The organism is Humibacter albus DSM 18994 (genome assembly GCF_000421825.1).
Lineage (GTDB): Bacteria > Actinomycetota > Actinomycetes > Actinomycetales > Microbacteriaceae > Humibacter > Humibacter albus.
Genome location: NZ_ATXT01000019.1, coordinates 23767 through 42820, shown reverse-complemented (window position 1 = coordinate 42820; position 19054 = coordinate 23767). Strand labels below are relative to the sequence as shown.

The 19054-nt window shown below is 68.4% G+C and carries 17 protein-coding genes; 10 read left to right on the top strand and 7 right to left on the bottom strand.

Annotated features, from left to right (window positions below):
- Positions 1-209: 209 nt before the first annotated feature.
- Positions 210-1268 (bottom strand): LacI family DNA-binding transcriptional regulator, encoded by a 1059-nt coding sequence (locus tag H623_RS0115790; RefSeq protein WP_022901896.1) that lies wholly within the window; start codon positions 1266-1268, stop codon positions 210-212.
- Positions 1269-1430: 162 nt separating this feature from the next.
- On the opposite strand from H623_RS0115790, the gene H623_RS0115785 reads away from it, so the two are divergent.
- The 5 genes from H623_RS0115785 to H623_RS0115765 all read left to right on the top strand — a co-directional run bounded on the left by H623_RS0115785 (position 1431) and on the right by H623_RS0115765 (position 7866).
- Positions 1431-2612, top strand: a complete 1182-nt coding sequence (locus H623_RS0115785; RefSeq protein WP_022901895.1) for a Gfo/Idh/MocA family protein — start codon at positions 1431-1433, stop codon at positions 2610-2612.
- Positions 2613-2669: 57 nt separating this feature from the next.
- A complete protein-coding gene (locus tag H623_RS0115780) occupies positions 2670-3677 on the top strand; it encodes a sugar phosphate isomerase/epimerase family protein (protein WP_022901894.1) in 1008 nt (335 codons plus the stop codon).
- Between the two features lie 286 nt (positions 3678-3963).
- The gene (locus H623_RS20500) at positions 3964-4728 is read left to right on the top strand and encodes a ThuA domain-containing protein (RefSeq protein WP_022901893.1); all 765 of its coding nucleotides are present in this window, start codon (positions 3964-3966) and stop codon (positions 4726-4728) included.
- Complete coding sequence (locus H623_RS0115770; protein WP_022901892.1) at positions 4725-5819, top strand: Gfo/Idh/MocA family protein; 1095 nt, start codon at positions 4725-4727, stop codon at positions 5817-5819. Before H623_RS20500 ends, H623_RS0115770 begins: the two co-directional genes overlap by 4 nt.
- A gap of 610 nt (positions 5820-6429) precedes the next feature.
- A complete protein-coding gene (locus H623_RS0115765) occupies positions 6430-7866 on the top strand; it encodes a GH1 family beta-glucosidase (RefSeq protein WP_022901891.1) in 1437 nt (478 codons plus the stop codon).
- A 24-nt stretch (positions 7867-7890) separates the two neighbouring features.
- Here the strand turns inward: H623_RS0115765 and H623_RS0115760 are convergent, their stop codons facing one another.
- Together H623_RS0115760 and H623_RS0115755 are read right to left on the bottom strand one after the other, a co-directional pair.
- A complete protein-coding gene (locus H623_RS0115760; RefSeq protein ID WP_022901890.1) occupies positions 7891-8934 on the bottom strand; it encodes a DUF2804 domain-containing protein in 1044 nt (347 codons plus the stop codon).
- Positions 8931-10184, bottom strand: coding sequence for an MFS transporter (locus H623_RS0115755; RefSeq protein ID WP_026940441.1), 1254 nt, complete (start codon positions 10182-10184; stop codon positions 8931-8933). Before H623_RS0115755 ends, H623_RS0115760 begins: the two co-directional genes overlap by 4 nt.
- Before the next feature lie 163 nt (positions 10185-10347).
- Here H623_RS0115755 and H623_RS0115750 point away from each other — a divergent pair, with 163 nt between their 5' ends.
- The 4 genes from H623_RS0115750 (at position 10348) to H623_RS20490 (ending at position 15202) form a co-directional block, all read left to right on the top strand.
- A complete protein-coding gene (locus H623_RS0115750) occupies positions 10348-11556 on the top strand; it encodes an ROK family transcriptional regulator (protein WP_033372132.1) in 1209 nt (402 codons plus the stop codon).
- A 90-nt stretch (positions 11557-11646) separates the two neighbouring features.
- Positions 11647-12546, top strand: a complete 900-nt coding sequence (locus H623_RS21255) for a 1-phosphofructokinase family hexose kinase (protein ID WP_022901888.1) — start codon at positions 11647-11649, stop codon at positions 12544-12546.
- A gap of 444 nt (positions 12547-12990) precedes the next feature.
- A complete protein-coding gene (locus H623_RS0115740) occupies positions 12991-14481 on the top strand; it encodes a multidrug effflux MFS transporter (protein ID WP_022901887.1) in 1491 nt (496 codons plus the stop codon).
- 118 nt (positions 14482-14599) lie between these two features.
- Positions 14600-15202 (top strand): GNAT family N-acetyltransferase, encoded by a 603-nt coding sequence (locus tag H623_RS20490; protein WP_051143293.1) that lies wholly within the window; start codon positions 14600-14602, stop codon positions 15200-15202.
- A 3-nt stretch (positions 15203-15205) separates the two neighbouring features.
- On the opposite strand, the gene H623_RS0115730 is transcribed toward H623_RS20490, so the two are convergent.
- On the bottom strand, positions 15206-15742 hold the full coding sequence (locus tag H623_RS0115730) for a hypothetical protein (protein ID WP_033372131.1): 537 nt from the start codon (positions 15740-15742) through the stop codon (positions 15206-15208).
- A gap of 308 nt (positions 15743-16050) precedes the next feature.
- On the opposite strand from H623_RS0115730, the gene H623_RS21990 reads away from it, so the two are divergent.
- Entirely contained in the window at positions 16051-16215 is a 165-nt protein-coding gene (locus H623_RS21990) for a hypothetical protein (RefSeq protein ID WP_169514932.1), read from the top strand.
- A gap of 75 nt (positions 16216-16290) precedes the next feature.
- Here the strand turns inward: H623_RS21990 and H623_RS0115720 are convergent, their stop codons facing one another.
- The 3 genes from H623_RS0115720 to H623_RS22095 all read right to left on the bottom strand — a co-directional run bounded on the left by H623_RS0115720 (position 16291) and on the right by H623_RS22095 (position 18790).
- On the bottom strand, positions 16291-17262 hold the full coding sequence (locus H623_RS0115720) for an NAD-dependent epimerase/dehydratase family protein (RefSeq protein WP_022901883.1): 972 nt from the start codon (positions 17260-17262) through the stop codon (positions 16291-16293).
- 157 nt (positions 17263-17419) lie between these two features.
- Positions 17420-18463 carry an NAD(P)-dependent alcohol dehydrogenase gene (locus H623_RS0115715; RefSeq protein ID WP_026940437.1) on the bottom strand — a complete coding sequence of 348 codons (1044 nt, stop codon included), beginning with the start codon at positions 18461-18463 and terminating at the stop codon, positions 17420-17422.
- A 168-nt stretch (positions 18464-18631) separates the two neighbouring features.
- A complete protein-coding gene (locus H623_RS22095; RefSeq protein ID WP_022901881.1) occupies positions 18632-18790 on the bottom strand; it encodes a hypothetical protein in 159 nt (52 codons plus the stop codon).
- Between the last annotated feature and the right edge of the window lie 264 nt (positions 18791-19054).

The following is a 19054-nucleotide window of genomic DNA, read 5'->3' as shown; positions in this document are numbered from 1 at the left end:
AGATTCTTCGTTGAATGTGAGATTGGTGCGTCGGTCGCGGCCACGTCTTCCACGGCCGGTGCTGGTTATCTTTCAATCTTTTGTTGGACGTGTCAACATTTTATGAGGCGTACTCACGCGTGTCGCACCGACTGAAACCAAGATGTGATCAAGTCGTGGGAGCGCTCTCACGGAGAGGCTATACGACGTTTCGGGGAAGGGCCAAAACGTTACCCAGCCGTTGCCGTGGACCCTCTGACGACCAATTCGGTGGACAACTCCTCGCGGGCCGAGCCCGCGGACATTCCGGATCGCATACGCAGCAGCTTGCGCATCGCGGCCGCCGCCATCTCTTCGATCGGCTGGCGCACGGTGGTCAGTGACGGGGTGATCCAGGAGGACTCCGGCAGATCGTCGAAGCCCACCACGCTCACATCGCTCGGGACCTTCAGCCCGTGGCGCGCTGCCGCCTCGTAGACACCGAGCGCCATGTCGTCGGAACACGCGAACACGGCCGTAGGGCGATTGCTCGGCGCGAGCAGGCGCTCGGCGACGGCCGTTGCGCTCTCCCGGTCCCAGGCCGCCGCGCCGATCCGGCGATCGGAGAGCCGGATGCCTGCCTGCTCGAGGCCGGCGCGAAACCCGTCGACCCTGGCGCGGCTGTAGCGAAAGTCGCCGGCGCCGGCGATGACGGCCAGCTCGCGGTGTCCCAGGCCCACCAGGTGAGAGGCCGCGGCGTAACCGCCGGCCCAATCCGTGGTCCCGATGCTCGGCACACCGGCGGCGGAGTCGGCGGACGGATCGAGCAGCACCAGCGGGATGCCCGCTGCGCTCAGCAGCTGCAGTTGCGAACGACTGGGGGTGAGCAGCGCGATCGCGGCGCCGCGCGACCGGCGCGCGAGGAGGCGGGCCGCCCAGTCGGCGCCCGCGTCCTGATCCGGCCTGGCCACCGTCACGACGACATCGAGTCCGTCGTCGGCCGCCGCGCGTTCCGCGCCGCTGAGCACCAGGTTCGCCCACGACCCGGCCACCTTGCTGATCACCAGGTCCACCAGGCCTCCGGTCTCGTGGCTGCGCGCGGAGTCCTTCCTCGTGCGCCGCCGGTAGCCCGTCTCGTCCACCAGCCGCATCACCCGCTCCCGAGTGGTGACGGAGACGTCGGAGCGCCCGTTGAGCACTTTCGACACCGTGGGCACGGTGGTGCCGGCTCGGCGCGCAAGCTCAGCCATGGTCATCCGGGCCGACGTTTCGCCGCTCTGCGGTCCTCCGCCCGCTGTGCCGTCGCTCATGCCGCCCATCGTAGGACCCAAGTTGCGCAACTCTCTAGTCACTGTGCGCGCTTGATTTGCGCCGATGTACGATGCGATGATCAAGACATCCGCGTCGATTCCGCCTTCTAGTTGCGCAACTCCGACGCGATCCAGGCCCGAGAGCGTCACGAAGGAGTCGCGATGGCAGACAGCACGCCCCGCTTGCGGGTCGGCATGGTGGGGTACGCGTTCATGGGGGCGGCGCACGCCCACGCCTGGCGCACGGCCCATCGGTTCTTCGAGCTCCCGCTCACCCCGCAGCTGACAGCCGTGGCCGGCCGCAACGTCGCCGCGGTCACCGAAGCCGCCGAGCGTCAGGGCTGGGAGAGCGTGGAGACCGACTGGCACCGCCTGCTCGAACGCGACGACATCGATCTGATCGACATCTGCACGCCCGGAGACACTCATCGCGAGATCGCGATCGCCGCGCTCGAGGCGGGCAAGCACGTGCTGTGCGAGAAACCGTTGGCCAATTCGGTCGAGCAGGCCGAGGAGATGGCGGATGTCGCGCGCCGGGCCGCGCAGCGCGGTGTGTTCGCGATGTGCGGGTTCACGTATCGCCGCACTCCGGCGCTGACCCTCGCCCGGCGCTTCGTCGAGGAGGGGCGGCTGGGCGAGATCCGCCACGTGCGGGCCCAGTACCTGCAGGACTGGCTGAGCGATGAGACGGCGCCGCTCACCTGGCGCATGGACAAGAGCAAGGCCGGCAGCGGCGCCCTCGGCGATATTGGTGCGCACAGCATCGACATGGCGCAGTGGATCATCGGTTCGTCGATCACGGGCGTCTCGGCCGTCATGGACACGTTCGTGAAGGAACGGCCGGTCGGCGGAGATTTCGTGGGCCTCGGCGGTCACGGGTCGGACGCGGGGGAGAAGGGCCCGGTCACCGTGGATGACGCCGCCGCGTTCACCGCGCGGTTCGCGAACGGAGCTCTCGGCGTCTTCGAGGCGACCCGGTTCGCGCTCGGGCGCAAGAACGCGATGCGCATCGAGGTCAACGGCTCGAAGGGTTCGCTCGCATTCGACTTCGAGGAGTCCAACATTCTGCAGTACTTCGACGGATCGGACGACGGCGAGGCGCAGGGTTTCCGGCGGATCATCGTGACCGAGCCGGTGCATCCGTATGTGGGCAACTGGTGGCCTGCCGGGCACGGTCTGGGCTACGAGCACGGGTTCACGCACCAGGTCGTCGATCTCGTGCGGGCGATCGCCGCGGGTGAGCAGCCACGACCGTCGTTCGACGATGGACTTCAGGTGCAGCGCGTGCTCGCCGCAGTGGAGGCGTCCGCCGGCGACCGTTCTGCCTGGCGCGAGGTCGGCTGACCCGAGCGCCGCAGCTGAACAGCACACATCTCGACGAGACACAAAGGAGAACGCGCGATGACGCGACCGATCACACTCTTCACCGGTCAGTGGGCCGACCTGCCCTTCGAGGAAGTGGCGCGGCTCGCCGGTGAGTGGGGCTACGACGGCCTGGAGATCGCCAGTTGGGGCGACCACCTCGATGTGAACAAGGCGGCGACCGACCCGGCCTACGTGAAGAACCGTCTCGAGATCCTTCAGCGCAACGGACTGAAGGTCTTCACCATCTCGAACCACCTGGTGGGACAGGCCGTCTGCGACGACCCGATCGACCAGCGGCACCAGGACATCGTGCCTCCGCACGTGTGGGGCGACGGGGATGCGGAGGGTGTGCGGCAGCGCGCCGCCGAGGAGCTGAAGACCACCGCCCGTGCGGCAGCGGCCCTCGGCGTGAAGACGGTGACCGGCTTCACAGGATCCAAGATCTGGAAGACGATCGCGGGCTTCCCGCCTGTTCCGGACTCCATGATCGACGACGGCTACCAGGACTTCGCCGACAGGTGGAATCCCATCCTCGACGTGTTCGACGAGGTCGGAGTGCGGTTCGCGCTGGAGCCGCACCCGAGCGAGATCGCATTCGACTACTGGTCGAGCAAGCGCACGCTCGAGGCGATCGGCAACCGCGACGCCTTCGGGTTCAACTTCGACCCGTCGCACTTCGTGTGGCAGCAGATCGACCCGGTGACGTTCCTGCAGGACTTCGCCGACAAGATCTACCACGTGCACTGCAAGGAGTCGGTGACGCAACTCAACGGGCGAAACGGGCGACTGGCATCCCACCTGCCGTGGGGCGACCCGCGGCGCGGCTGGGACTTCGTCTCGACCGGGCACGGCGAGGTGCCGTGGGAGCCCATCTTCCGCACGCTCAACTGGATCGGCTACGAGGGCCCGACCAGCGTGGAGTGGGAGGACGCAGGCATGGATCGGCTCGTCGGCGGCCCGGAGGCGCTGCAGTTCGTGCGCAAGCTCGCCACGATCACGCCGCCGGATGCGGCGTTCGACGCGGCCTTCTCGCAGAGCCGCTGACCGCCGCCCGTTCTGCGCTGCGCGCATCCGGTGTCTCCGCTTTCCGCGTCGCCGCGGCCCCGTTCCTCCGAATGCGCCCGAACGACTCTGTACACCCCGCCTTGCGCCGACATTTCGGAGCACTCGCTAGCGGCAACCTGCGGCGGGGCGGCGGCTCGGGGCGGCAGGGGCGGCGACAAGCAATGAATTCGGGGCGGCCCGGCCGGCGACGGGCGGCCGGGCCGCGACGGAGGGGTTATGAGACCCGCTACGCCGAGGAGAAAGAAGACTTCGATGAGAGGAAAAAATGACTGACGCAACACGCCGCGCACTCATCGTGCGGGGCGGCTGGGACGGGCACGAGCCTGTTCAGACCACCGACTCCTTCGTGCCGTTCCTGAAAGAGAACGGCTTCGAGGTGCGCATCGAGGAATCGCCGGCGATCTACACCGACGAGGCCTACATGGACACCGTCGACCTGCTGGTGCAGATCAACACCATGAACACCATCGAGAAGGACCAGATGGCCGGTCTCGACCGCGCCGTCCGGAACGGCATGGGCATGGCGGGCTGGCACGGCGGCATCGCGGATGCTTACCGCAACGAGGCCGACTACCTGCACATGATCGGCGGCCAGTTCGCGCATCACGCGAACAAGGCGCCCAAGGATCAACTGGCCGGCGAGCAGTCGGACAACTACATTCCCTACACCGTGCACATCACGGAGCTGGGCAAGGTGCACCCGATCACCGAGGGCATTCAGGACTTCGACCTCGTCACCGAGCAGTACTGGGTGCTGAGCGACGAGCTGAACGACGTGCTCGCCACCACGACGCAGAGCGTGCGGTCGTGGGATGCCTGGCACCGGCCGGTCACGGCGCCCGCGATCTGGACGCGGCTGTGGGGCGAGGGGCGCATCTTCGTCTCTGCGCCGGGCCACAAGCTCGAGGTGGTGGACGACCCGAACGTGCGCACCATCATCGAGCGCGGACTGCTCTGGGCCGCTCGCGGATCCGGCCAGCCGGCACCCTCTGCTGCCGAGGTCACCGCCGCCCCGGCGGTGTCGGAATGAGCGCGCTGCGCATCGGCGTCATCGGCGTCGGGAACATCAGCACGCAGTACTTCGCGCACATCCCCAACCTGCCGAACCTCGAACTCGTCGCCGTCGCGGACATGAACGAGGAGCGGGCACGCGAGGTCGCCGCCGAGCAGGGCGTGCGGGCGCTGACCGTGGACGAACTGCTGGCGGATGCCGGCATCGACGCGGTTCTGAACCTCACGATTCCGCAGGCTCACGCCGCCATCGGCATCCGTGCGCTGCAATCGGGCAAGCACGTCTACGGTGAGAAACCGCTCGCGCTCGACCCGGCGGAGGCGGAGCCGCTGCTCGCTCTGGCGGAGCAGAAGGGACTGCGCGTGGGAAGCGCGCCGGACACGGTGCTGGGCACGGGCATCCAGACCGCTCGCAAGACGCTGGACGACGGCACGATCGGTCGGCCGATCGCCGCGGCCATCCACTGGAGCGCACCCGGGCACGAGCTCTGGCACCCGGCGCCGGCGTTCTACTACCAGCCCGGCGGCGGTCCGCTGCTCGACATGGGGCCGTACTACCTCACGAGCATCGTGACCCTGTTCGGTCCGATCGCCCGTGTCTCCGGCGTGGCGACCACCTCGTCGCGCGAGCGCCGCGTCGCGACGGGTCCGCTGGCGGGCACGGCCATTCCCGTGGATGTCGCCACTCACGTGAGCGCGCTGCTCGAGCACGAGAACGGCCTCACCACGACCCTCACCGTGAGCTTCGACGTGTGGAAGTCGCGCGCGCCGCTGTTCGAGGTGTTCGGCACGGAGGGGACCATGGCCGTGCCTGATCCCAACCGGTTCGACGGCGACGTCGAGATCGCCCTGGCGGCGACGAGAGAGTGGGAGACCGTGCCGGTGTCGGCCGGCTGGGCCGACTCGGGCCGGGGCTTCGGTTTGGCAGACATGGCCCGTGCCATCGAGACGGATCGGCCGCATCGCGCCAGTGGCGCGATGGCGTTCCACGTGCTCGAGGTGATGGACGGCATCCTTCGTGCTGCCGCCGATCACTCCGTGGTCGAGATCGGGAGCACCCTCGAGCGCCCGGAAGCGGTGCCGCTGGACTCGACGCCGGCGACCTGGTGATGCCGTGCGGGCTTCGGCACTGACCCGCCTTCCCCGTTCATAACTCAGGCCCGCGGGTCGCGCCTCGGGGCGCGGCCCGCGGGTTCCTGCTGTCCGGGGTTGCGGCGCCGCGCGGACACGGCGCGCGGGCCTGAATTCCGAACGGGCGCCGTCGCCGCGCCGCGCCCCGCCCTCCGAGGTGGCACCTCCGCACGCTCTTGTGGCACCTCCGCTTGCTCTTCTTCGGCGTTCCGGTGTCACGAAACGCGGGCGCGGCGGCGGCGGTGGAGGTCGCATTCTGCGACAGCGGAGTGGACGGGAGGGGTGGGCGTGATGCCGGAGGGCGGCGAAGCGTCGCTGGTGGGTGATAGGGGCAGCGGGCGGCGGAAGTGGTAGTGGGTAGTGGCGCAGCGAGCAGCCGAGGGCGCCCTGGGGGCGGTATCGTCGCTGACGCACCATTCAAGGCACGAATCGTTTCGAGTCGAATCGGAGCCGGAGCACCGGACCCGCTAGGGTGACGGAGTGAAAGAGCGCTCTCACGGGCATCCGAACGTGGAGTCGCGCTCGTGACGATGACAACCAGACGCAGGGCGTCCGTGCCGCGGCCACGCGTCGATCAGGCAGGAAAGACATGACACAAGGCAGTGACGACTACCGCGACAGCGGTCTGCAGTTCCCCGACTCGTTCGTCTTCGGTTCGGCGACAGCGTCGTACCAGGTCGAGGGCGCGGTCAAGGACGACGGCCGTCAGCCGTCCATCTGGGACACCTTCAGCCACACCCCGGGCAAGATCTGGAACGGCGACACCGGTGACGTGGCCGACGACCACTACCACCGCCTGGATGCCGACCTCGACCTCATGAAACAGCTCGGCCTGCACGCGTACCGGTTCTCGATCGCGTGGCCCCGTGTCATCCCCACGGGTCGCGGCAAAGTGAACCTGCCGGGCGCCGACTTCTACTCGCGCCTCGTCGACGGTCTGCTGGAGCGCGACATCACTCCCGTCGCCACGCTCTACCACTGGGACCTGCCGCAGGTGCTCGAAGACGAGGGCGGCTGGCCCAACCGGGAGACCGCGTACGCCTTCGCCGACTACGCCGCCGCTGTCGGCGAGCGTCTGGGCGACCGCGTCGCCGTCTGGACGACGCTGAACGAGCCGTGGTGCTCCGCCTACCTCGGCTACGCCTCAGGCGCTCATGCACCGGGCCGCACCGATGGCGCCGACGCACTGCGCGCCGTGCACCACCTCAATCTCGGCCACGGCCTCGCGCTGCAGGCGCTGCGCGCAACGGTCGCGAACGACGAGGCTCAGTATTCGGTCACTCTCAACCTGCACGTGCTGCGTCCCGAGGGCGACACGGGCGACGAGGCCGTTCGCCAGATCGACGCACTCGGCAACCGCGCGTTCACGCACCCGATGCTGAAGGGCGAGTACCCCGCAGACCTGCTCGAGGACACCAAGTCGGTCACCGACTGGTCGTTCGTGCAGCCGGGCGACCTCGACACGATCAACCAGCCCATCGACATCCTGGGCGTCAACTACTACTCCACCAACCGGGTGCGCCTCTGGGATGGCAGCAGCGAGCGCCAGCACGCCGACGGCCACAAGGACGTCGGTGCTTCGCCGTGGCCGGCTGCCGACCGCGTCGAGTTCCTGGAACAGCCCGGCCCGTACACCGAGATGGGCTGGAACATCGAGCCGGAGGGCCTCTACGACCTGCTCGTCTCGCTGCACGACGAGTTCCCCGAGCAGCCGCTGATGGTGACGGAGAACGGCGCGGCATTCCCGGATGTCGTCTCTCCCGATTCCGAGGGAGCCGCCGTTCACGACGCCGACCGCATCGACTACCTGCGCCGCCACATCACCGCCGTGCACCGTGCACTGCAGGACGGTGTGGATCTGCGCGGCTACTTCGTGTGGTCGCTCTTGGACAACTTCGAGTGGGGCTTCGGGTACTCCAAGCGATTCGGTATCGTCCGCGTCGACTACGACACGCTGGAGCGCCTGCCGAAGGACAGCGCCGGCTGGTATTCCGAACTCGCCTCGAGTCGCCGCATTCCGGAGTAGGGCTCCTTCGCCGGGCGGAGCACGTCACCAGCGGTTGTGCACGTCCTCCGCCCAGCCGAGCACGCCGTCGACTGCGACCTTCTCGCCGCCATCGTCGAGCATCCAGCCGGTGTAATGGCCGAAGCACTGATGCGTCGACGAGGAGACGACGAGGAAGTTCGTCGTACCCGCGCGGTCGAAGAACGGCCTGAACGTGAGGTCGGCGCGGTCACCGGTGATGCGCCACGGTCGCAGATAATCGTCGCGGTCGAACTCCCAGTGCAGAACGCCGGCGATCTTGTTCACGCGGCCGTCCACGCTGAACGAGTGCTCGGTCGGGCCGTGATGCGGGAGCCATTCGCCGCCGAGCTGCACGCCGATGCGGTGCCCGTTCACCATGCCGGATGCCGCGCCCCAGTTCCACGAGACGCGGTACGGCCAGCGGCCGCGGCCGTGATCGAGCACGCCGAACGACTCGCCCTCCGGGAACGCGAAGTCGAGCCCGTCGACGGTGAGGTTCCCGCTCACCGGGCGGGCGACATCCTTCACCGAGTACTGCAGGTGCCGGTCGTCCCAGGCGGCGGCGACGCCCATGGCCTCGTGTCCGGGCGGGCGCAGCACGGTCACATCGAGCCGCACCCGAGGCACGCGGGCGCGAATGGCCGTGCCCTCGCCGACCTCGTCGATCTCGATCGTCAGATCGTTGGCGGATGCTCGTGCCGGTCCGTGCGCAAACGACTCCGGCAGCCGCACGCTCGAGCCGAACGGCGCGATGGCCACATGGTCGATCTCGGTGAGGGTCTCGCGTTGCAGCACCCACACCTCGTGCAGGGCCGCATAGTCGAGGGCCGACACGGTGAGGGCGACGATGTGTGTCGGCGAGGTCAGCGCCCAGTATTCCCAGCGCTTGTTGCGCCCCCATGCGTACGGCAGACGTCCCCGCCGCGCTGCCGCCACCCCGCTGGTGTCGTGCACCTGATGACGGCTCCAGCCCAGGGCCTCGTGGTTGAGCCTGCCGTTGGGCAGACAGAGGGCGACGGGCTCGTGCAGCTCCCGTTCTGCGGCGACGCTCTCCGCCTCCGCGCTCACCGGGCGCTCCGAATGGGCAGCACGGCGAGCGCTCCGAGCACGGCGAACCCGATGCCGGCGACGAAGATCGACGCGTATCCGCCGCTGACGGTGATCAACGCCCACGCGACCGCGGGTGTGAGCGCCTGCGGCAACGTCGTTGCGAGGTTCAGGATGCCCAGCTGGCGCCCCGTCTCCATTCCCTCGCCGGGCAGCACCTCCGTCATCAGCGCGAGGTCGACGCTGAGGTACACGCCGTAGCCGAACCCGAACAGGGCGGCGAGCACGATCATCCCGGTCACGGTCGGCCAGATCAGCGGGATGGCCAATGCGGCGCCCATGATGAGCGAGGAAGCCACGACGAACGGCTTGCGGCGTCCGATGCGATCGGAGAGCTTGCCCGAGGCATACGTGCTGACCAGTGCGCCGAGCAGCTGCACGACGGTGAGGATGCCGGCGAACGAGTTCGACGCGTCGATGCTCAAGTGGATGTGGTCGCGCAGAATGTAGAGCAGGTAGCTCTGCACGCCCTGGTAGGCGAGGATCATCAGAAACCGGGCGGCGAACGCCCACGCGAAGTCCGGATGCTTGCGCGGGCTGACCCAGAACCCCGCGAAGAACTCGCGCCAGGAGAACGGAACGCGCTCGGCGTCCTTCGACGAGAAGTCGCGGTTGAAGAGCACGAACCCGAACGACGACAGCAGCACCAGCACGGCGAACAGGGTGTAGCCGATTCCGATCATCTCCGCGAATGCCCCGGCGATCAGCACGCCGGCACCCATGCCGAGAATCGTGCCCATGGCGAGCACGGCGGATGCCACGCCGCGGCCTTTGCGCGGCACCCGGTCGGTGATGATGGCCGGGAGCGGCGCGTTCAGCACGTTGAGCAGCATCATGAGGAGCACGTAGAAGACGGTGATCCAGAGCAGCGTCGCGGCGCCGGAGAGCAGGATCATCAGGATCGCCGATCCGGATGCGCCGATGACCACCCACGGTGCGCGCTTGCCCATGCGGCTGCGGGTGCGATCGGAGAACGCTCCGATCAGGGGCTGCACGAACAGCGTGGCGATGGATCCCGCCGTCGTGACGATCGCGAGGTTCGCCACTTTCGCGGCGGGGTCGTACGCCTGCACCTGATTCGGGATGAAGATCACGATGAACGCCGCGTAGCACGACAGCAGCACCGTGTTCACCAGGAAAAGCCAGACGAGCAGGCGGCGTTGGCGCGACGCGGCCGTGGCGACGTCGGCGGATGCGAGTGTTCGGGTCACTTGCTTCAGCTCCTCTTCGAGTCGCCCCACTATATGCGCCGCGCGTTGCCCCAGTGCAACGTTGGAACGACATCCGGGATCGACTTGTTACCCGTCACCGGCGCCGGTAACAGCCGGGCGAATAAGTTCGGACCGCGAACGAGAATGCCGTTATGCTTCCGGAGTGACCGCAGCCCGCTCGGCGTCTTCGTCGGATTCCACCCGCGCGCGACCGTCGCTCGGCAGCAACCTCGACGGGGTGCGTCAGCACAACCTCGGCACGATCCTGCGCCTCGTGCACGGTACGCCCGGCAGGTCGCGCTCGGAGCTGACGAGAGCCACCGGTTTGAGCAGGTCCACCATCGGCGCGCTCGTGGCGGAGCTGAGCTCGCTGGGTCTCGTCTCCGAGATCGAACCGCGCGTGTCCACCGGGGTGGGCCGACCGAGCCCCGTCGTGCGGGCCAATCCCGACGTCGTGGTGGTCACGGTGAACCCCGATATCGACGGCGTCTCCGTGGGCGTCGTCGGATTGGATGGCAGCCTGCACCGGCGAGTGCGTCACGCCACGGCGGCCCCTCCCACTGCTGCCGAGGCCGCTCGCATCGTCGCCAACGTGCTCGAGGGTCTGCGTGCCCTCTTCGACAGCGGCCTGCGCCCGGTGGGCATCGGCGCGGCCGTGCCCGGAAGCGTGCGCGAGGCCGACGGTGTCGTGCGACTCGCACCGCACTTGGAATGGGTCGACGAGCCGTTCGCCGCCCTGCTCGGCGAGGCCACAGGCCTTCCCTCGCAGGTGGCGAACGACGCGAGCCTCGGTGCCACCGCCGAGCACCTCTTCGGCGCCGGCCGAGGCATCGACGACCTCATCTATCTGAACGGCGGGTCCGGCGGCATCGGCGGTGGCGTCATCACGCGTGGCCTTCCGCTTCTCGGTGGCTTCGGCTTCGCGGGGGAGTTCGGCCACACACTGGTGAACTCGCAGGGCGGGCGCTGCCACTGCGGGGCAATCGGATGTCTGGAGACCGAGGTCTCGCAGGCGCGCCTTCTCGGGGCGCTCGGCCTCGACGATCCCGACGCGCTGGCAGAGGCGGTTGAACACCTCGACGAGGCGGGTCGTGCGGAGGTGGAACGTCAGACCGGTTACCTCGCCGTGACGATCCGCAACGCGGTGAACGTGCTGAACCCGCGGCGCGTGGTGCTCGGCGGCTTTCTGGGGCTGCTGCTTCAGGCCGCGCCCGAACTGCTCGACGGCGAGGTGCGCGCGCAGTCGCTGGCGGCATCCGTCGAACCGGTGGAGATCGTGCGGGCGGAACTCGGAACCGACGTGCTCATCGTGGGCGCCGCGGAACTCGCGTTCACGCGGCTGGTGGCGGAGCCGACGGCCATTCAGCGCTGACTGCGCCCGACGGGCGCCGTTGCGTCACGCCGATGAGCGAACCGGCTACGGCGGCGGCTCGGCAAGCGGACCCGGCTTAGGCTGCCTGGCATGATCATCCCGCTCGCGATCTCCGCCAGCCTCGATGTGACCTACGAGGTCGACGAGCTGCGCCACGGCGACATCACGCGCCCGAACGCGGTGACGAGGGTCGCCGGCGGCAAGGCGCTCAACGTTGCTCGCTCCGCGGCCGCGCTCGGCGCCGAGGTGCAGGCGATCGTCGCCCTCGGCGGACCGATCGGTGACTGGGTGCGCGCCATGCTCACTGACGACGGCGTGAGCGCCACGGTCATCCCGTTGCGGCGGGTGACCCGCACGTGCACCGCGGTCGTGGAGTCTGCCGAGTCGACCACGAGCACCGACCTCTATGAACCCGCGACGGCGCTCGACGTGGACGAGTGGGATGCCTATGCCGCCGCCGTGCGCACGCTCGTCGGAGAGGCGGTCGCCCTGGGTCCCGCGCCGTGGGTCGCGCTGTCGGGCTCGGTGCCACCCGGCGTTCCCCTGCAGCAGTTGGGTGCGCTGCTGGGCGAGCTTCGTGCCCGCGGTGCACACGTCGTCGTGGACGGGTCCGGTGACGGACTGCGTGCCACGGCGCCGGCGGCGGAGCTGATCAAGGTGAACCGCGGTGAGGCGAGCGAGCTGATGGAGACCGACTTCGGCAGCGCGGCCGACGCGTGCCGAGCGCTGCGCGAGCGATTCGGAGCCGACGCGGTGGTCACCGATGGTGTCGCAGGTTCCGCGGCTCTGATCGGCGAGGTCGAGGCAGCCGTCCCCGCGCCCCGGATGCGCGGGCGGTTCCCAGCGGGCAGCGGCGACTCGTTCCTCGGCGGCTTGCTCGCCGCATTCGAACGGGGTGAGGATGCGCGATCGGCGCTCGCCGCGGCATCCGACGCCGGCGTGCGGAACGCGCTCGTGCCCGGGCAGGGAAGGCTCGCGCCGGCGTCGTGAGTGCCGCCCCTCGCGGGCCGGCCGCCGCCCCGGGGCCGCCCGGGCGTGCCGATCCCGGCGATCTGGCAGGCGACACGACGTCAGGCGGTTTGGCGGGCGACGCGACGCGGGGCGGTCTTGTAGGCGACAGCACGTGAGGCGGTCTTGTGGGCGACACGACGTCAGGCGACCTGGTTCGTGGGCCGACCCCCGGGCGAATGCGTTAGACTGGTCTCGAATCGATTCGAGATCCGCGACGTCGTCGCCCACTCGCATCGAGTACCACCGAGCCGAACAGATCAGCCAGCGGACGCCCACCAGGGTGCGAGGGCAGTCACTGTTCGGCTCGAATCGTCGCGGCATCGCCGCACGCTCCACCTCTTTCGTGCACGTCGGTCGCCCACCGTGGCTCCGGCGGTGCCGCCCGACCCTGCCCGCTCGCCGACCTCGCCGGATCCGCCTCGCATGACTGCCACCAAGCCCATCCCCGTCCTTCCCGACACTGCCCGTGCCGACGCTGCCCGCCTCGACTCGCGGCGCCTCGACCCCCGGCGCCTCGACGCAGACAGCCTCGACGGTGACCGCCTCGACGACGCCGAGCTCGAGGATGCCCGCACCGCAGGCATCCCGGTCGTCGGGATCACCGCGGGCATGCCGACCGGTGGCATCCCGACCATCGAGCACACCGGCCGCCGGACGAAGAGGCGCGGGCCCATCACGGCGCCCGTGTCGGTGCGGCACCCCGGTGACGCGCTGCCCACGCGCAAGCGGGTGGCGTACATCCTGATTCTCGGTGCGCTCACCGCGCTCGGGCCGTTCACGATGGACACGTACCTTCCGTCGATGCCCAGGCTCGAGACCGACTTCCACGTCTCCACGGCCGTGATCCAGCTCACGCTCACGGCCACGACCATCGGCTTCGGACTGGGCCAGCTCATCGTGGGCCCATGGAGCGACAAGGTCGGTCGGCGCATGCCGCTCGTGATCGCGACTTCCATACACATCCTCGCCTCGCTCGGCGTGGCGCTCGCGCCGAACGTGGAACTTCTCAGCCTGTTCCGTCTGCTGCAGGGCCTCGGTGCCGCGGCGAGCAGCGTGGTGGCCATGGCCATGGTGCGCGACCTGTTCAGCGGGCACCGTCTGGTGACGATGCTCTCGCGGCTCGCGCTCGTGAACGGCCTCGCCCCGGTGATCGCGCCGGTGCTTGGCTCCCAGCTGCTGCTGATCATGCCGTGGCGCGGCATCTTCTGGGTGATCGCGTCGTACAGCGCGGTGATGCTCGTGTGCCTCGTGCTGTGGATCCGGGAGACGCGCCCGCTCGAGGCGCGACTCGCCCTGGGGCACTCCAGCGTGCTGCAGCGCTTCCGCTCCGTTCTCAGCGACCGCGTCTACGTCGGCATCGTGATCGTGAGCGCCATGAACTTCTCCGGACTGTTCTCCTACCTCTCGTCGAGCTCGTTCGTCTTCCAGGGCGTGTATTCGCTGGATGCCCAGCAGTACGGAGCGCTCTTCGCCGTCAACTCGGTGGGCATCATCATCGGAGTGCAAAGCGCCGCGCGCCTGGCGAAGAAGGTGGGTCCGCAGTGGGTGCTCGCGGTGTCGACGGCGACGATGTCGATCTCGGCCGCGTTGATCGTGATCCTCTCCAGTGCGGGCATCGGCGGCATGTGGGGCGTCATCGTTCCGCTGTGGTTCTTCATCACGTCGTGCGGCTTCGGATTCCCGTGCGTGCAGGTGCTCGCGTTGAACGGGCACGGCGCGGAGGCAGGAACCGCGGCATCCCTCCAAGGCGCCTCGAACTTCGCGATCGCCGGCCTCATCTCACCGCTCGTCGGCCTGCTCGGTGTGGCCAGCGCCGCGCCGATGGGTATCGTGATGCTCGGCTGCTCGATCGTGTCGGTCTGCGCGCTCTGGTTAGTGGTGCGTCCGCGCACCGTGCCGGCGCTGGCGCACTGACAAGCCGTCGTCACTCAGCCCGCCGAGGCGAACCGACTCGACGCCATCCGCCGAGACACCTGCGTAGGCACCGGTCGCGAGCCGGCACGACGCACACGTGAGAATCAGAGAGGACGCCGTGCCAGACATCCGCCCGTACCGGCCAGAAGACCGCGACGACATCCGGGAGATCTGCATCGCCACCGGGCGATCGGGCACGGGAGCCGCCGGCTGGCTCGAATCTGACGACCTGCTCCCCGACATCTACGCCTTGCCGTACGTGGACTTCGAGCCAGCAACCGCGTTCGTCGTCGACGTGGACGGTCGGGCGACGGGTTACATCCTCGGGGTGCCCGACACCCGAGCGTTCGTCGCCCGGCTGCGCGAAGAGTGGTTGCCCGGTTTCGAGGCGAGGTATCCGCTCACCGGCGAGAACACGCCGACCCAGAACTTCGTGCGCGACGGACGCAATCCCGAGCGGATGCTCATCCCCGAGCTGGATGCCTACCCCGCCCACCTGCACATCGATCTGCTTCCCGTGCTGCAGGGGCAGGGCTTCGGCCGCCGGCTGGTGCGCACGCTGAACGAGGCGCTCGCGCAGCGTGGCGTACCTGGCGTGTGGCTCGAGTACGGCCCCGACAACGTGAACGCGGCGGCGTTCTATCGTCGGCTCGGGTTCGAACCGCTGCCATCCGGAACGGGCGGCACTCGGGTGGGCATGCTCACCGACGCGACGGTCTGAGCGTCAGAGCCAGGTGGCTACCGGAAGGCGTTCGAACCAGTAGAGCCACTCGGGGCGGCTGGAGCGCAACTCAGAGAGGGTGATCGGCTCGGCGGGAGTCGCAATCGGTCTGTCGAGCGTTTCGGCCAGGTCTTCCATGTCGGAGCGCGACCAGTACTGGCCCCGGAGGCGGATACGCGCCGTCCCCGAGCGATCGAGGATGAACAGATTCGGTTGCGTGTCGAGCTCGTTGTCCCGGTACAACTCGACCATGTGCAGCGCGCCGATGTCGGAGTTCGAGATCTCGCTGACGTGGCCGAGGAATCCGTACTCTCGCACGCGGTAGGGGGAGACCACCACGCGAGTGCGGCGGTAGCGGACCACGAAGAGGAGAGCGACGACCACGGCGAGCAGATGCACTCCGAAGACGATGGGCCACGTGCCGACGTGGACGGTGAGCCAGTAGGCGACGGCGAAGACCGGTGTCGTGAGTGCGAGGCCCGCGAGGATGCCGCTGATCAAAAGGTGGCGGTGGGGTCGAAGCACACGTGTCTCCGTCATGACCACCTGTTCGGAAAGCACAGACGCTCCTCCACCTATGAGGGCATTGCATCGCGGTATTCCGCGGTCGCTGAGTGCGATCGCCTGGTTGCGGATCGAACGTCCGCAGACGAAAGGGACGAGGACCACCACCCGATTCGCCTCGTCGCCTGAGACGCCAGACTAGTCGTCTTCGCGCCCGGATAGAACCCCCATTCTTCCCTCAGCCGACCGATTGCGTGCACATCGAGCGGATCGAACGGGTATTTTGGTTTGTGCGGCATCGGTTTTCGGGTGCCCGTGAGTTGGGAGACCTGACCGTAATGAATGTGATCGCTCTGATCGTGTCGTTCGCCCTGTTCGTCGGCGGCTTGCTGCTGATGGGCTATGCGGCGGAGTTCGTCGGCTGGCAAGGCGCCACGTTCATCGCGGGAATCCTGGCGGTCGCACTGTCCATCGGGCTGCCGGTGCACGTGCTGACGAAGCTCGACTGAGCAAGCGACTCGCGAGCCGTTCGGTCGTGGCCGAGGCCGCGCCGACGGCGCGGGACGCGGCCGGACCGTGCACCACTAGACGACCAGGGGTTGCTCGACCACCAGTTCGCCGTGCTCGACGAGCCAGCGCACAGCCTCCAGAACGGTCTCCAACGAGCTATGTCCGGGCGCGTAACCGAGCAGTTCGTGCGCCTTCTCTGCGCTGAAGCACGGGCTCCGTTCCAGGTGCTCCCGGCTCGTCGCCGCGTGCTCGGCAGACATGCCGGAGGCGAACTCGTCCCAGTCGACGGACTCGAGCCGGGCCGTCTGGCCGAACCAAGAGGCCGCCGCGGCAGCGAAGCCGCGGACGGTGAGCGCCGCCGACGAGACGATGTTGAAATCCTCGCCCGCCGCGCGATCGCGATGCGCCACTGCCAGCTCGAACGCCTGCGCCACGTCGTCGGCATGCACATGGTGAACGGTCTCCGCGCCGAAGCCCGGGACGCGAAGCGACCGGCCGGCGGCGAGCGTCTGCCAGACCGTCGGGTCGAGGTTGCCGACCGGGCCGATCGGCGCCCAACCCGGGCCCGAGATGTGACCGGGGTGCAGCGAGGTGGTGACGAGACCCCCGGATGCGGTTTCGGCCTTCAGCAACCGGGCTATCCGTTCCTTCTGCACGCCGTACTCGCCGAACGGCGGCGTCATCGTCGTCTCCGTGGTCGGTACGAGGGCGCTGCGACCGCACCGCCAGATGGACCCGCATTCGATCAGGTGCCCCACCTCGCCGCGGAGCCGCGCGACCAGCGAGGATGCCGAGTCGAGGGTGAAGCACACCAGGTCGATCACGACATCGGGACGTAGCTCCGCAACTCGATTCGGGAAGCTTCCGTCGGCATCCTCGTGCTGTCGGTCCGCGACCACCTGTCGCACCTGTGCCCATTCGGGGGAATCGGTGTAGGCGCGGCGAGTGCCGCGGCTGATGTTGATCACCTCGTGTCCTGCGCGCACCAGTCGTGGCAGCAGATAGGTGCCGATGTGTCCGCTGCCGCCGACGACGACGATTCGCATGGTTCTCCTTACTGCACCGCGTTCGACAGGCCCGAGTTCAAGAGCGAATGTCGTAGGTCGCGGAGGCCCCGGTGCCCACGGTAAGCCTTCGCTCCCGTGCCGGCTCGGTGGCCGGCGTGGAGCGGGCGATCGACGGGAGGCCGGTGCGGTCTTCTGATCAGGCGAAGGTGGCTGCGTCGATCACGAAGCGGTAGCGCACGTCGGAGGCCAGCACGCGATCCCATGCCTCGTTGATGTACGAGGCATCGATCAATTCGGTGTCGGGCACGATTCCGTGCTCCGCGCAGAAGTCCAGCATCTCCTGGGTCTCGCGGATGCCGCCGATGCTCGATCCCGCGAACGACCGTCGGTTACGGAAAAGACTGAACACGGTGACCGGGAGCGGTTGAGGCGGGGCTCCGACGTTGACCATCGTGCCGTCGAGGCGCAGCAGCGACAGATAGGCGTCCAGGTCGAGCGGAGCCGAGACGGTGTTGACGATCAGGTCGAAGGTGTTCGCCAAAGTGGTGAACGTCTCGGGATCCTCCGTGGCACGGTAATCATCGGCGCCGAGCCGCGCGCCGTCGTCCTTCTTCGCCAGGGTGCGCGAAAGCACAGTGACCTCGGCACCCATCGCGTGAGCGAGCTTGACGGCCATGTGCCCGAGGCCGCCCATGCCCACAACGGCGACCTTCTTGCCGGGGCCGGCGTTCCAGTGCCTCAGCGGCGAGTACGTGGTGATGCCCGCGCAGAGCAGTGGGGCGGCCGAGGCGAAGTCGAGGGACTCTGGCACGTGGAGCACGAAGTCTTCGTCGACGACGACGTGGGTGGAATAGCCGCCCTGCGTGATGGTGCCGTCTACGTCGACGCTCCCGTACGTGCCGGTGTTGCCGTTCAGGCAGTACTGCTCCTGGCCGGCGAGACAGTTCTCGCAGGCGCGGCAGGAGTTGACCATGCACCCCACCCCGACGCGATCACCGATGCGGTGCTTGGCGACGTCGGCGCCGACCTCGGCGACGATCCCGACGATCTCATGGCCCACGACGAGCGGGTGCTGCACCGGCCCCCAGTCCTCACGAACGGTGTGGATATCGGAATGGCAGATCCCGGCGTACCTGATCTCGATGAGGACATCCTTGGGTCCCACGTCACGGCGGGTGATCGTGGTCGGCGCCAAGCGCGACCCGGCGGATTCGGCGGCGTAAGCATTGACAGTGAGCACGGCTTCTCCTTGCAGGTGGTGGCTCTTCGAGGTGCGGGACGCGGGCCCGCTGTGCCGACGACGCGCATCCTCATCCCGGTCGGGGTCGAGAAAAACTCTGTCGACGTGCTGCGGCTCGCGCTCGCGGCAGACGGATACGAGCTTCGCGGCGATCACCACGGTCGCGGGTCACGTCGAGCGCGAGCGCCGTGCGCGATTCCGCCTGGCGGACGAGTGGGCGGCGAGGCCACCGATCGCATACCGGGCGAGTTCGAGCACGGACCACGCGGTATCCGTCGGCCCAGCGTAGCCGGTGAGCGCGAGGGACGTCGTCGCTGTCGCTGTCATGTCCGCCCCGCGGCGATCACCTTCAGCAGGGATCCTCTCACCGCTGAAACGACGATCGCCCCCACCGACCTCCGGGGACGAGGTGGTGGGGGCGTGCGTCATGTGGCTAGTTCGGGTCATCGCCACGGTGCTGCAGCTTTCGGGTCGCTGCAACTGATACGAGTATGGAGGACGAAGCTCAACAGACCAGTACAGGTCGCGCAGCGTCGCCGCAGTCTTTCCTCAAGGGTCTTGTCAGCATGCGCGGGCCGCTCAGGATGCGCA

Coding starts and splice junctions, on each gene's coding strand:
- H623_RS0115765 (WP_022901891.1), top strand. CDS start 6,430: ATGACACAAGGCAGTGACGACTACCGCGACAGCGGTCTGCAGTTCCCC.
- H623_RS0115730 (WP_033372131.1), bottom strand. CDS start 15,742: ATGACGGAGACACGTGTGCTTCGACCCCACCGCCACCTTTTGATCAGC.
- H623_RS21255 (WP_022901888.1), top strand. CDS start 11,647: ATGATCATCCCGCTCGCGATCTCCGCCAGCCTCGATGTGACCTACGAG.
- H623_RS0115720 (WP_022901883.1), bottom strand. CDS start 17,262: ATGCGAATCGTCGTCGTCGGCGGCAGCGGACACATCGGCACCTATCTG.
- H623_RS22095 (WP_022901881.1), bottom strand. CDS start 18,790: ATGACAGCGACAGCGACGACGTCCCTCGCGCTCACCGGCTACGCTGGG.
- H623_RS0115770 (WP_022901892.1), top strand. CDS start 4,725: ATGAGCGCGCTGCGCATCGGCGTCATCGGCGTCGGGAACATCAGCACG.
- H623_RS0115785 (WP_022901895.1), top strand. CDS start 1,431: ATGGCAGACAGCACGCCCCGCTTGCGGGTCGGCATGGTGGGGTACGCG.
- H623_RS0115790 (WP_022901896.1), bottom strand. CDS start 1,268: ATGAGCGACGGCACAGCGGGCGGAGGACCGCAGAGCGGCGAAACGTCG.
- H623_RS0115740 (WP_022901887.1), top strand. CDS start 12,991: ATGACTGCCACCAAGCCCATCCCCGTCCTTCCCGACACTGCCCGTGCC.
- H623_RS20500 (WP_022901893.1), top strand. CDS start 3,964: ATGACTGACGCAACACGCCGCGCACTCATCGTGCGGGGCGGCTGGGAC.
- H623_RS0115780 (WP_022901894.1), top strand. CDS start 2,670: ATGACGCGACCGATCACACTCTTCACCGGTCAGTGGGCCGACCTGCCC.